The organism is Rhizobium sp. P1_C7, assembly GCF_056406295.1.
In genome coordinates, this window is record NZ_JBFUAL010000005.1 from 77432 (window position 1) to 89643 (window position 12212).

The window sequence follows — 12212 nt, forward strand, 5'->3', positions numbered from 1 at the left end:
GCGCCGGGGATGATCTCCGGCTGGCTTCAGTTTCAACTGGCCGAGGCAAGTGCAGATGGTGGTTTCAGCAAGAGCCAAACCGAGACATGGTCTCATCGACGAGACGGTCTCTGATCTTGGCCTCAACGACAACAGCCCGGGCATGCATCCGGGCCACGAGTTGTCGGATCTTCGCAGTGCGCCGCGCCAGCCTGCCGCAGAAGCCGTGCTTCACTACACGCGCCTGTCGCTGATCGAACCGTTTCCGCAGGATCCTCGCAGCGCCAGCAGCGGCCAGGCGACTGTGCCGGCGATGGACGAAAACGTCGAGATGCAGGCGACGGGTTCTGTTATCGGCAAGCGTGGCGTCGCCATCGCGTGCGTCGGTTCGTTCATCTGTCACGTTGCCCTTGTCGTCGCCTTGCTGGTCGGCTTCGTCGTCACGCCGCAGGCGCCGGTGGAAGAAGCCGGCGAGGCCGTCAGCGTGATCATTCTCGGCGATTCCGAGGCGGATCAGGCCGCTGCCGGCGAGCAGGCCGAGGAGCCTCAGCCGGAAGAGATCGTAGCCGAGAGCGTGCAGCCGCAAACGATCCAGGCTGCCGAGGTTCCTCCCGTTGCGGAACCGGCCCAGGCCGAAGCCGTTACGCCGACACAAGAGGTGACGCGCGTTTCGCCCGAAAATGTCACGGCGGTGGAACCGGAAATTCTGACATCGCAGGCGCCGGCGCAATCCGCAGTGGTTCAGCCCATGGCGAGCGAAGTGCCCGCCGAGGTCCGCCCGGAAGTACTGCCGCTTGCGCCGACACCGCCTGCGGAAGTTGCACCGGTTCAGCCGACCGAGACAGCCGAAATCTCCCCTGAACCGGACAATACTTCGAAGCCGGATCCCAAGCCGGTGGCAGAGAAGCCCGTTCAAAAGCCGAAGCCGGTCGAGAAGAAGCAGCCGCCGAAGAAGGCCAAGGTCACCGCGGGGTCGCAGGGCGAAAACAATCAGGACAGCAAGCGGGGCTCGGCCGACGGCAATGAAGCCGCCGCTTCCGACCAGAACTCGCGCAGCGCCGGCAGCCGTGGAGGCGCAGGCAGCGCCGCCGTCGCCAACTACCCCGGCAAGGTGCAGTCACGCATCCGTCGCTCCGTGAAAGTGCCTACTGAATACAAGCGCATGAGCGCGTCGACGAGTGTCCGCATCCGCCTGTCGATCGGCTCCAGCGGCGGCATCAGCGGTTTGTCCGTTGCCCGAAGCTCGGGCATTCCCGAACTCGATCAGGCCGTTGTCGACGGCGTTCGCCGCGCCGCGCCGTTCCCGCCACTTCCTGCAGAATGGGGCAAGCCGGTCTGGACCTTCACGCAGGAGGTGCAGGTCACCGGCCGATGATAAAATATGATAAAAATAATCAACTTTATACTTTACTCTAAAAATCAGGTTTAATAAGGTCCGCTTGCACACGCAGGAATCGTGTGACGATCAACGAGCGAACGGGTGGTAAATGGCTCGCAAGGCGAAGAAGGGTTCGAACCGGGAGATCCGCGTCAGCGCGGATGCGCGGACGGCCCAGGAGGCTTCCGGGCGGTCCAAACTCGATGGACGCAGCTTTCTCTACGTAGGCGGCCGGGATTGCCAGGTGGCGCATCTTCGTCAGATCGCAAGCAGCTTCGGGGCAGAACTTATTCACCACGATGGCGGGCTGCGCGAGGCAGTGTCGCGCATCGATACCGTGCTTCCGTCGGTCGACTGCGTTTTCTGCCCCATCGACTGTATCAGCCATGATGCCTGCCTGCGCGTGAAGACCGGCTGCAAGAAGTTCGGCAAGACCTTCATTCCGCTCAGGAACGGCAGCAAGTCCAGCCTCGAGAGGGCGCTGAACACAATGAACGAACGAGACAACGCCCAATGAGTGAAAAGCGCCCTGACCGGTTCACGATGATCGGCCTGCACAAGCTGGCCGCCCAGAACGGTGACGGCCTTGTGCCGGAACTATACGATCTGCTGAAGAAGCATGCCGAGCAGCGCGAGCATTGCGCCAACGTTGCTGAATTTCCCGTGTGGGACGCCAGAATGCCGGGTGAGCAGCCTGAAAAGCCGCTTGGACTGGAGGCAGCGAACGGCGACAATGTCGTGGCTTTCGCGCCGGTGCATGCAAGCCGCAAACGCAAAGCGTGAGGATCGTTCAATGTATATTGCGATGAACCGTTTCAAGGTCGCCGCCGGCTCCGAATCCGCTTTCGAAGCCGTTTGGCGCAATCGCGATTCCAGCCTGTCGGAGGTGCCAGGGTTTGCGGAGTTCCGGTTGTTGCGCGGCAAGGTCAATGCCGAAGAGGGCTATACCCTGTTTTCCTCGCATACCGTCTGGCGGAGCGAAGAGGACTTCCTGAACTGGACCAAGTCCGAGAGTTTCCGCACAGCACATCGCAATGCGGGCGATCGCAAAACCATGTATATGGGGCCGCCCGTCTTCGAGGGTTTCACCGTCGTGGACGGCATCTAGGGATGGCCGACAGCCATCCCGATCGCATCGAGGTCCTGCCGGTCCTGCCATCGCTCGATATTGACGAGACGCTGGCCTTCTACCGCGGCGAACTCGGCTTCAACGAGATCGTCCACCAGGCGCCGGACTATCTCATCTTGAGGCGCGAGGGGATGGAACTGCATTTCTGGCGGGCGGCAGACCGTTCGCTTTGCGAAAACACGTCCGTTTATCTGCGTGGGGGAGGCATCGGAGCACTTCACGCCGAATACACCGCAAGAGGCGTCAAGAGCCTGACTAGCCTTGAGCTGCGGCCCTGGAACATGGACGAGTTCCATATCCACGATCCGCACGGTAATCTGCTGCGCTTCGGGCGCGTGCCGATTGCCTGAGGTTCAGGCGCGGATGCGGAAGAACGCCCCGATCGCCACAGCCAGCCAGCCGAACATCATCGCAAAGCCGCCGGTCGGCGCGGCCATCGGAAACAATCCGAGGCCAGCGTAACGGACCATCAGCAGATCCCCCGAAAACAACAGCGTGCCAATCCCGATCAGCAGGCCGGCGATTCCGGCTGTCTTCAGCCTTTCGGCGCCGATTGCCAGTGCCAGCAGGGCAGGTGCGTGCGCCAGGCACATCGCCGAAGCAGAGGCGATGAGATGGGCGTCGCCGCCGCCATGCGCGGCAGCGGCGGCCAAAGCGACGCCGGAAAAGCCGAAAAGGCCGGAGAAGGTCAAAAACAGCGGCACGACGCGCTGGTTGAAGGTCATGGCCGGTCCTGCTCCTTGTTCTGCATGTGGTGGGCGAGCCGCTCGATCGGCTGCCAGACAATGTCCCGCAGCGTTGCATTGCCGACCGTTTCGTCCAGGGCCCGGCGGAAGCAAAGCAGCCACTCGTCGCGTTCGACGGGACCGATCTCGGCAACGAAATGGCGGCTCCTGAGGCGCGGATGGCCACGCTTGTCGGTGTAGAGCGGCGGACCGCCGAGATAGCCGGTCAGGTATTCGTAGAACTTCTCTTCGCTGCCCCCAAGCGTCGGTGGGTGCACCGCACGGACATGCGATGCCTCCGCAAGGGTGTCCATCAGCTCGTAGAAGCGGCGCGACAGCGCGCGAACGGTCTCGTCGCCGCCGATCGCCTGATAAAGCGTGATGACTTGTTCGCTCACAATCCAGTTCCTTGAAATCCGTCCTTTAATGCACTGCCGCCGCGCGGATCGCAACAGCAACCGTCAGGCGCCGGCGCGGCATTTTGCGCCGCCGGCTCTGTGTTGGCGTCGTCTATCTAATCTTGACAAGACCGGCTGGACGGTATCTTTTACAGTAATGTCCCTAGCGCATCACCGTCGTAAGCAGCCCGCTCTCGTACGCCAGCAATTGCTGGAGGTCGCCGCGCGCCTGACGATGGAGCAGGGCATGGCCGCGGTTACGCTCGATGCGGTCGCTGGCACATCGGGGGTGAGCAAGGGCGGATTGCTGCATCATTTTCCGACGAAGAACGCGCTGCTGGACGCGCTTTTCGAAAGCCTGCTTGAACGGTTCGATTCGGATCTTGACGCGCGGATGCGTGACGATCCGGTCCCGCATGGCCGCTTCACCCGTGCGTATTTGCGGGCCGTTGTGGATCTGAAGGACAGCCCAGGGGAGGCCGCCCACTGGGCACAGGTGACGATCGCCCTCCTTGTCGAGCCGCGCCTTCGCCAGCGCTGGCGCGAGTGGGTTCAAACGCGCGCCGAAGAGTATGTCGGAACCGATTCCTCCGTGGACGCACAGATCGTCCGCCTCGCAGCGGACGGGCTCTGGCTCGCCGACATGCTCGACAGCCACGATCTCGAGCCTTCGCAACGCCGCGATCTCGTCGCGCGACTCCTCGAGTTGGCAGACAGATAGTCCAAGATAAAGCAGAGGATAGCGGACATGGCTCCCATTACCGTCTACGCGTTGCTGTTCGTCGCGATCGTGCTCGAGGTTATCGGCACCACGGCGCTGCAGCTGTCGCAGCAGTTCACGCGCGTCGGGCCGACCATTCTACTCGTCGTCTGCTATGCAGCGGCCTTCTATTGCCTGTCGCTGACGCTGAAGGTCATTCCCGTCGGCATCGCCTACGCAATCTGGAGCGCGCTTGGGATCGTTCTCATATCGCTTGTGGGGCTGGTCTATTTCAAGCAGCGGCTCGACGTGCCTGCGATCGTTGGGCTAGGTCTGATCATTGCCGGCGTGCTCGTGGTTAATCTGTTCTCGAAATCTCTGTCCCATTGATTCCCCCTCCGGTCCTACGCCGCGCCGGTTCTGGAGGCATGCGGGGAGGATTGTCATTCTATCGCCACATTTGACCCGATCTCACGGATGCCTGACTTGCGAAACAGGTTGCCATGTCGATATCCTGGCTCGAATTCGACAGTTTGCATTGCGTATTGGAAGACCCATGACTGACGGTACTGCTGAGACCACTCTCCCCGATACCTCCAACTCCAAGTCCGACGGTCAGTCGTTCGGGACCAGCGGCATCGCGCCGATGGATCGCCCCAGCGCGGTCACGCGGTTCTTCATGGGCATCGTCGCCTGGGCCGAAAGGCTCAATTTCAAATATGCGATACTCGGAAATCCGCCGGTCTATGAGACTGCGACGTTTCCCTGGGCGGCAGAGGTCGAGAAGGCGTGGCCACAGATCCGCAAGGAGCTCGACCGCGTTCTGGTGCGCCAGAGCGAACTGCCGACCTTCCAGGACATTTCCACCGACGTAAAGACGATTTCGACCGACAGCGGCTGGAAGACTTTCTTCCTCGTCGGCTTCGGCGTGAAGTCGGAGCAGAACATTGCCGCGTGTCCCGAGACCTGGCAGGCGGTACAGACGATTCCGGGCCTGAAAACGGCAATGTTCTCGATCTTCGAGCCCGGCAAACACCTGCCGGCGCATCGTGGCCCCTATAATGGCGTTCTGCGCCTACATCTCGGCATGATCGTGCCGGAGCCGGCCGACAAGCTCGCCATTCGTATCAAGGATCAGATCTGCCACTGGCAGGAGGGAAAAGCGCTGATTTTCGACGATGCCTACGAGCATGAAGCCTGGAACCATACGGACAAGACGCGCGTCGTGCTCTTCGTCGACTTCGTCAAGCCGCTCAAATTTCCGGCCCGCTTCGTCAATTGGGCGCTGATGAATCTTGCGGTATTCACGCCGTTCATTCGCGAGGGACTCGATAACCACAAGGAGTGGGAAAAGAAGTTCTACGCGCAGGCCGAAGCCTTCAGAAACCGGCCGCAGTCGCAGAAGGACTAGTTGTTGTTGGCCGCCGTCAGCCGGGACTTCGGTTTTGTCGCCAGGTAGATCACATAGTTTTCAGCGGCATCTGCCAGGTGAAGAGCGATTTCCTCTTCACGCCATCCCGCCGCTACGGCGCGGCGGACAACATCGGTAATCGCACCTGCGCAGACGCTTTCGCATTCCCGCGACCGGGCCATTTCTTCGGCGTTAAATCTTGGAGAGCGGATGTTTGTCATGGCCAAAGCTTGCCATAACGATGGGCCTTTTCAAGGCGATGCTAATGTATTGGTTAGCCGGTAAGGTTAAGTACGCGGGCTGTGTTCAGATGCGACCGCCGCTGTTGCCTCGAAAAGAAACGGCGGTCGCATATGCACTATTTTAGTACTTCCATACTGTTCTAATATATGGCGGATTTATTAATAATTTCCAAATGGCGATGCACTGAGTATACGCGGGCATGTTTGCAAGCCCGTGCGAATTCCTTTGCTTGCCCGAGAGAGTTTTCACGATCTTGCGAGAGTGCAGCAATAGAGGGAGCACATGCTTCATCATATAACTTTTGGCGTCTCGAAGATCGAGCACTCGGCCGCATTTGACGCTGCTCTCGCTCCCTCGGATAGGTCCGTGTTTGGGAAATCAGGCAATCGGTTACGCAATCCCCAGAGGGGGCGACAAAATAGCAATCAAGTTCTGTCCAGACGGGCAGCGCCCCTCCCGGTCCGGGCTTTCATCTCGCCTTCGCCTCGGGAAGCAGGCGCGACATTAATGCTGCTGCCGTAGCTCACGGCCGAACAGACAGCGGGCGGCCGGGCTTTCGGCCTCACTGCGGAACGAATTATTTCGCTGTATTCGTCGCGGACCCCGATGGTCACGAGTAGTCGTAAACGACAGAGCTTCGCCGATTTGTGAAGTCGAGGCCTGACTTCAGCTAGCCTTTGGCGGGGCAACGGTTTGTCGACCGCCCGGATTGTATCCGCCGCCGATGGCGACGTTGAGGGAGACGTAGTCCTTGGCCATCTGCTGGACGGAGGCGGCCAGGCTTGCCTGGGCAAGCGAGACCTGACGCTGGGCGTCGAGCACGTCGAGCAGCGAGGAGGCGCCGTCCTTGTAGCTGGCGGTCGACAGTTCGAGGGTTTCCTGGGTGGTCTTGACCTGGGCGCGCAGCGCACTCACCGTCAATGCGTCGCGGCGGACCGCCGACAGCGCGTTCTCGACTTCTTCGAYGGCCTGCAGCACCGTCTGCTTCCAGGTCAGATACTGGCTCTTGGCGTCGGACTTGGAGATGTCGACATTGGCGCGCAGGCGGCCGCCGTCGAAGATCGGCAGCGTCAGCGTCGGACCGAACGACCAGCTGGTCAGGCCGCCGCCGCTGACGCCGGCCGCCTTGAYGTAGGAGGGCGAGATGGCGCCCGACAGGGTGATCGTCGGGTAGAGCTGCGAGATGGCGACGCCGATGTTGGCGGTGGCGGCGGCCAGATTGCGCTCGGCGACGCGGATGTCGGGACGGTTGCGGATCAGGTCGGCCGGAATGCCTGAGGTGATGCCACCGCGGAAGATCGGCTGGGTCGAGCCCTTCATCAGTTCGTTGAGCATCGAGCCGGCCGGCCGGCCGAGCAGGGTGGCGATGTGATGGGCCGAGACGAGCACGCTGATCTCGAGGTTCGGGATTTCGGCCTGGGTCGACTGCACCAGACCTTCGGCCTGAACGACGTCGAGGCGCGAGGCGGCGCCGGCSTCGAGCTGGAACTTGGTGAGMTSGTAGGTTTCCTGGCGCGACTTGAGGTTGGCCTTCGACAGCGCCACGCGCTCCTGGAAGTAGCGCAGGTCGACGTAGGAATTGGTCAGATCCTGAATGTAGGYCAGCTTGGCAACGTCGGAGGTGGCATAGGCCGCATCGAGCGAGGCCTGGGCGCTTTCCTTGGACCGGCGGTACTGGCCGAAGAGGTCGAGCAGCCAGGAGACRTTGGCATTGGAGCCGCTGGTGTTGGTGGCGCCGGCGGAGGTGCGAAGACCGCCCATGCTGCCGCTGACCGTCTGGTTGGCGCCGACCAACAGGCTCGGCAGCGCACCGGCACCGGCCACCGTGACGTTGGACGAGGCGGCGTTGATGCGTTCCAGCGCCTGCTGGATCGTCAGGTTCTCGCTCAGGCCTTCACCGACCAGCGAGTTCAGCCGCGGATCTCGATAGGCCGTCCACCAGGCAACCGTCGAAACGTCGCTGTCGACTTTCGCCCCGCCCTCGTTGAACTTGGCCGGAAGCGGCATCTCCGGAGGGACGTGATCCGGACCACTCACGCAGCCCGCGAGAACGGATAACGCGGCAAGGACTGGATGGCGGCGCATGGGGTCTCCATCAACAACGGGCATTAAACGATTCACTATTGCCGTTAGTCGTTAATTTTTCACCCCCAGTCCACGTGCCTGACGTAACGTTTCGGGGCGCGGGGAGGGTGGCTGCCGAAATCCGATAACCATCGCCACACCTCATGTGGAATACCATTGAATTCTAATCGATAGGATGTTATCTAATTTCATGACCAAAGGAATGAACAAGACTTGGGCAGAGTTCGCACCCTTGCTTATGATTTGCGGGCGTGGATGGCGCCGGGCGTTGAACGCCGTTTTGACAGAGCACAAGCTTTCCGATGCCAGCGCCGCGCCGTTGATCACCTTGCTGCGCCATGGTGACCGGATCCCGCAAAACGTGCTTGCCGAGCGGGTCGGCGTGGAAGGGCCGACACTCGTTCGCGTGCTCGACAGTCTGGAGAATGATGGCTTGATCTGCCGGGTACCCGATGAAGCCGACCGGCGCATCAAGCTGGTGCAACTCACCGAAGGGGGCATAGCTGTCGCAAAGCGCGCCGAAAGCTGTGCGGCAGAGCTGCGAGAACAGATCCTTGGCGATATCGAGCCGGAACAGGTCGAAGCAGCCTTGGCCGTTCTGCGCGCGATCGCGGAGAAGACCGCGGCCCTAACCGGAATTCAGGACAATGACGAGCAGCAGTAATGCGATGGGCCTGCGTGTCGCGGACGTCGTTTTTTCCATCAAGACCTTCGCCGCAGCGATGCTGGCGCTGCTGATTGCGCTGTGTTTCGACCTGACCAATCCCTATTGGGCAGTCGGCACCGTCTATATCGTCGCACACCCCCTGTCGGGCGCGAGCACGTCGAAGGCGATCTATCGCCTGGTCGGGACAGCGCTCGGCGGCACCGTCACGGTCATCCTCGTCCCCAACTTGGTCAATTCGCCGGAACTTCTGACACTGGCGATCGCGTTTTGGATGGCGTTCTGCCTCGGCGTCAGCCTGCTCGACCGTACTCCGCGCAGCTATTCGTTCATGCTTGCCGGCTATACGACGGCACTCACTGGATTTCCGATCGTTGCCAATCCGGACACGGCCTTTACCTATGCGACCGCCCGCGTGGAGGAGATTGCGCTCGGCATCATCTGTGCCGCAGTCGTCAATCGTGTCGTTTTTCCTCGCCATGCCGGACCCGTCCTCGCCGGCCGGATCGATGCCTGGCTGAAGGACGGGGCGGAACTCGCGATCGGCACGCTGAACAGCAGGGGACGCGATGCATCGTTCCAGTCGGCGGCAAGCAAGCTTGCTGCCGATGCCGTCGATCTGCACAGTTTCACCACCCACGTCGCTTACGACACGTCAGCCCTTCGCGATATGGTCGGCCGCACCAGGACCCTCCAGCAGAGGATGGTTGCGATGCTGCCTGTCGTCTCGGGTCTTGCCGACGTTCTGCAGGCATTTGGCAGGGCAACGGACGGAAAGTTCACGCCTGCGGCCAATGCGTTGATCGATAGAGTGACCGGGATGCTCGCAGCGAAGGCGTCGTACGGCGACGAAGAGCGGCTGGAGCTTCTCTCCCTTATGGAAAGGGCAGAAGAGGAGGGCCGCGAACAGGAAGAGTGGAACGGGCTTCTAGTCCATAACCTGACGGCCCGCCTGCGCGACCTCCTTCAGATCTGGGGCGACTGTCTGGTCCTGCGTCAGGATATCGAATCGGGCACTCGCCATGACCTGCGCTGGAAGCGTTTCGGCACGCTGTTCGACCGCGCGCCGATTCACAAGGACTACGGCATGGCCATTCACTCAGGGCTGTCCGTCATGCTCGCGACCTTCATCGCGACCGCGATCTGGATGTTCACCGGCTGGCCGCAGGGAAGTGCAGCCGCGATGATGGCCGGTGTTCTCTGCTGCATCTTCTCGACCATGGACGATCCTGCTCCGATGATGCTGAAATTCCTGAATGTTGCAATCGTCACGGTTCTGGCTGCCTTTGTCTTCGAGTTCGGCTTGATGCCGCTGATCCACGGCTATGTTCCGCTTGCGGCCGCGCTCGGTCTTGTGCTCGTTCCAGCCGGGCTCATGATGACCCGGCCGTCGCTCGCTCTCTACGGTCTCGGCTTCTGCGTGAACTTTCCGAACATGCTTGCGCTGCAAGATCGGCTGAACCTCGATCTGTCATCGTTCCTGAATTCCAACCTGGCGATGATCGTGGGGATGATCGTCGCCTGCGGCACGACGGCGCTAGTGCGCTCGGTCGGCGCCGAGTGGAGCGCCTATCGGGTTCTTCGGTCGGGCTGGGCCGATATCGTGGCAGTGGCGCGCAAACGGGACGGACCGGACTTTACGCGGCTACTCAACCGGATGGTCGATCGGTTCGGACTGGTTGCGCCCAGGCTTGCGGTGATCCCGCCAGAATCGGCCGTCGCCCAGACCGATATCCTGCGCGACCTGCGCAACGGGCTGAACACGATGGAGCTGCAGCGCCACAGGCAGCTGCTGGCCCGCGACAAGCGCGACGCGATCGATAACGTGCTTGCCGGCGTTGCCGATCACTATCAGGAAAAGCAGCGCAAGCGCGATGCGCGACCCAGCGAAGGCCTGCTCAAGGCGCTCGATCATGCCCTGCAGCAGCTGGTTGACCTTACCCGGTCGTCGGCGGTCGAGGGCGCATGCCGGGCGATCACCGGGCTCAGGTACAGTCTTTATCCAGATGCCGCCTCCGCGCTGCCGGCGCTGTCGGCGGTGGACGGCAAGGCCGGCCGCCAAACAGCAAAGGAGAACGCAGCATGAGACCCGAAATCGATCTCTACGGCGTCTTCGTACCGACGCTCGGCGCAATTGCCGTCGTCGCCTTCGTCCTCAACGCAATCCTGCGGCGCGTGCTGGCTTTTGCCGGCTTCTATCGCCTCGTCTGGCACAGGCCGCTCTTCGATGCGGCAATGTATTTCTGCTTGCTCGGCGCGCTCGCGCTGTCTGTTAACAAGGTGTCATTATGAAATCGCTTCTCGCTTACTCCGGCCGCTTCCTGCTGACCGGCGCCGTGGTGGCGCTGGCGGGCGTGCTCGGCTGGCATCTATGGGACTACTACATGGACGAACCCTGGACGCGCGACGGCAAGGTTCGCGCCGATGTGGTCCGCGTTGCGTCGGATGTGTCCGGCATCGTCAGCGAGGTCGACGCCAGGGACAACCAGACGGTTCACAAGGGCGATATCATCTTCCGCATCGATCAGGCGCGATTCACGCTGGCATTGCGCCAGGCCGAAACCCAGATGCAAAGCAGCAAGGCCGCGCTCGACATGGCCAAGAGCGACCTGGAGCTTTACCGCAAACTCGGAGAAAGCTCGGTTACCCGCCAGAAGATCCAGCAGGCCGAGACGACTGTGCAACAGGACGAAGCGACATACGATCTGGCCGTCATCAGCCGTGATACGGCGCAGCTCAATCTCGATCGCTCCGTCGTGCGCGCGCCCGTCAACGGCGTTCTGACGAACTTCTCGATGCGCCCCGGAAACTACGTCGCCGCCGGAAGCGCGGTTACCGCGCTGATAGACAGCGATTCCTACTACATCTCCGGGTACTTCGAGGAGAACAAGCTCGATCGCATCCAGGTCGGCGACGAAGCGCTCGTCTACCTCATGGGCAGCAAGACCCCGCTGAAGGGCCATGTCGACGGTGTCGCCGGGGGTGTCGAAGATCGCGAGCGCAGCGATACGAGCGCTCAACTTGCCAATGTCACGCCGACGTTCACCTGGGTGCGGCTTGCACAGCGCATACCTGTCCGGGTCGCGCTCGACGACCTGCCGGACGGAACGGCTCTGGTTGCCGGGCGGACAGCCAGCGTGACCATCATCAACTAACCACCAATTTACGTTGGGGGGCCCGGGCCCTGCCCGCATTCCTGAAATTCACTGGTCCAGAACCTCCCGCTTTACGGCTTCTGCAAGCGGTGTCGCTCCTAAGGGATGCCTGTCGAGCGGTCCGTCGCGGTGATGGACCCGGCAGTGAACGAGGTCAGCCGCATCATGTGGCTTTGTCGGTCGTTGCAGCGCAAGAAGCCGATGTCGGCAAGCTTCGCGGCAATCGCTCAGCAGGCGCAACTCGACAATCTGCTGTCGATCGGCGCGCACGCCCTTCCCGAGGTCAATCGCGCACAGGAACGCTTTGCGCTGATTCCGGGTCTGTAAGGACGACCGTTCTGGGGA

Annotated in this window: 17 protein-coding genes and 1 pseudogene; 14 read left to right on the top strand and 4 right to left on the bottom strand. The window is 61.6% G+C overall.

Annotation, left to right across the window (positions count from 1 at the left end):
• The first annotated feature begins 55 nt into the window (after nucleotides 1-55).
• The 5 genes from AC1D2R_RS09095 (at nucleotide 56) to AC1D2R_RS09115 (ending at nucleotide 2836) form a co-directional block, all read left to right on the top strand.
• Nucleotides 56-1354, top strand: coding sequence for an energy transducer TonB family protein (locus AC1D2R_RS09095; RefSeq protein WP_477966922.1), 1299 nt, complete (start codon nucleotides 56-58; stop codon nucleotides 1352-1354).
• 112 nt (nucleotides 1355-1466) lie between these two features.
• A complete protein-coding gene (locus AC1D2R_RS09100; RefSeq protein WP_477966924.1) occupies nucleotides 1467-1874 on the top strand; it encodes a DUF2325 domain-containing protein in 408 nt (135 codons plus the stop codon).
• A complete protein-coding gene (locus AC1D2R_RS09105; protein WP_477966926.1) occupies nucleotides 1871-2140 on the top strand; it encodes a hypothetical protein in 270 nt (89 codons plus the stop codon). The genes AC1D2R_RS09100 and AC1D2R_RS09105 overlap by 4 nt, the downstream gene beginning before the upstream one ends.
• Before the next feature lie 10 nt (nucleotides 2141-2150).
• Entirely contained in the window at nucleotides 2151-2465 is a 315-nt protein-coding gene (gene hmuQ / locus AC1D2R_RS09110; RefSeq protein ID WP_477966928.1) for a heme-degrading protein HmuQ, read from the top strand.
• Nucleotides 2466-2467: 2 nt separating this feature from the next.
• Nucleotides 2468-2836 (top strand): bleomycin resistance protein, encoded by a 369-nt coding sequence (locus AC1D2R_RS09115; protein WP_477966930.1) that lies wholly within the window; start codon nucleotides 2468-2470, stop codon nucleotides 2834-2836.
• A gap of 3 nt (nucleotides 2837-2839) precedes the next feature.
• On the opposite strand, the gene AC1D2R_RS09120 is transcribed toward AC1D2R_RS09115, so the two are convergent.
• Both AC1D2R_RS09120 and AC1D2R_RS09125 read right to left on the bottom strand, forming a co-directional pair.
• On the bottom strand, nucleotides 2840-3211 hold the full coding sequence (locus AC1D2R_RS09120) for a DUF423 domain-containing protein (protein WP_477966932.1): 372 nt from the start codon (nucleotides 3209-3211) through the stop codon (nucleotides 2840-2842).
• Nucleotides 3208-3609 carry a group II truncated hemoglobin gene (locus tag AC1D2R_RS09125; RefSeq protein WP_477966934.1) on the bottom strand — a complete coding sequence of 134 codons (402 nt, stop codon included), beginning with the start codon at nucleotides 3607-3609 and terminating at the stop codon, nucleotides 3208-3210. The genes AC1D2R_RS09120 and AC1D2R_RS09125 overlap by 4 nt, the downstream gene beginning before the upstream one ends.
• A gap of 157 nt (nucleotides 3610-3766) precedes the next feature.
• Here AC1D2R_RS09125 and AC1D2R_RS09130 point away from each other — a divergent pair, with 157 nt between their 5' ends.
• From AC1D2R_RS09130 to olsC, 3 genes are all read left to right on the top strand, one after another.
• Nucleotides 3767-4330 carry a TetR/AcrR family transcriptional regulator gene (locus AC1D2R_RS09130; protein ID WP_477966936.1) on the top strand — a complete coding sequence of 188 codons (564 nt, stop codon included), beginning with the start codon at nucleotides 3767-3769 and terminating at the stop codon, nucleotides 4328-4330.
• Between the two features lie 36 nt (nucleotides 4331-4366).
• Nucleotides 4367-4699: an SMR family transporter gene (locus AC1D2R_RS09135; protein ID WP_477967243.1), complete on the top strand. Its 333-nt coding sequence runs from the start codon at nucleotides 4367-4369 to the stop codon at nucleotides 4697-4699.
• Between the two features lie 166 nt (nucleotides 4700-4865).
• Entirely contained in the window at nucleotides 4866-5720 is an 855-nt protein-coding gene (gene olsC / locus AC1D2R_RS09140) for an ornithine lipid ester-linked acyl 2-hydroxylase OlsC (RefSeq protein ID WP_477966938.1), read from the top strand.
• Here the strand turns inward: olsC and AC1D2R_RS09145 are convergent.
• On the bottom strand, nucleotides 5717-5941 hold the full coding sequence (locus tag AC1D2R_RS09145; RefSeq protein ID WP_477966940.1) for a hypothetical protein: 225 nt from the start codon (nucleotides 5939-5941) through the stop codon (nucleotides 5717-5719). The two genes, olsC and AC1D2R_RS09145, sit on opposite strands and share 4 nt — an antisense overlap.
• Before the next feature lie 304 nt (nucleotides 5942-6245).
• On the opposite strand from AC1D2R_RS09145, the pseudogene AC1D2R_RS09150 reads away from it, so the two are divergent.
• Nucleotides 6246-6583, top strand: a pseudogene (locus tag AC1D2R_RS09150) (VOC family protein).
• A 46-nt stretch (nucleotides 6584-6629) separates the two neighbouring features.
• On the opposite strand, the gene AC1D2R_RS09155 reads toward AC1D2R_RS09150, so the two are convergent.
• Complete coding sequence (locus tag AC1D2R_RS09155; protein ID WP_477966942.1) at nucleotides 6630-8048, bottom strand: efflux transporter outer membrane subunit; 1419 nt, start codon at nucleotides 8046-8048, stop codon at nucleotides 6630-6632.
• A gap of 202 nt (nucleotides 8049-8250) precedes the next feature.
• On the opposite strand from AC1D2R_RS09155, the gene AC1D2R_RS09160 reads away from it, so the two are divergent.
• The 5 genes from AC1D2R_RS09160 to AC1D2R_RS09180 all read left to right on the top strand — a co-directional run bounded on the left by AC1D2R_RS09160 (nucleotide 8251) and on the right by AC1D2R_RS09180 (nucleotide 12194).
• Complete coding sequence (locus tag AC1D2R_RS09160) at nucleotides 8251-8712, top strand: MarR family winged helix-turn-helix transcriptional regulator (RefSeq protein WP_477966944.1); 462 nt, start codon at nucleotides 8251-8253, stop codon at nucleotides 8710-8712.
• On the top strand, nucleotides 8696-10798 hold the full coding sequence (locus tag AC1D2R_RS09165) for an FUSC family protein (RefSeq protein WP_477966946.1): 2103 nt from the start codon (nucleotides 8696-8698) through the stop codon (nucleotides 10796-10798). The genes AC1D2R_RS09160 and AC1D2R_RS09165 overlap by 17 nt, the downstream gene beginning before the upstream one ends.
• Nucleotides 10795-11004, top strand: a complete 210-nt coding sequence (locus AC1D2R_RS09170) for a DUF1656 domain-containing protein (protein ID WP_477966948.1) — start codon at nucleotides 10795-10797, stop codon at nucleotides 11002-11004. The genes AC1D2R_RS09165 and AC1D2R_RS09170 overlap by 4 nt, the downstream gene beginning before the upstream one ends.
• Entirely contained in the window at nucleotides 11001-11867 is an 867-nt protein-coding gene (locus AC1D2R_RS09175; protein ID WP_477966950.1) for an efflux RND transporter periplasmic adaptor subunit, read from the top strand. The genes AC1D2R_RS09170 and AC1D2R_RS09175 overlap by 4 nt, the downstream gene beginning before the upstream one ends.
• A 144-nt stretch (nucleotides 11868-12011) precedes the next feature.
• Complete coding sequence (locus tag AC1D2R_RS09180; protein WP_477966952.1) at nucleotides 12012-12194, top strand: hypothetical protein; 183 nt, start codon at nucleotides 12012-12014, stop codon at nucleotides 12192-12194.
• Nucleotides 12195-12212: the final 18 nt, after the last annotated feature.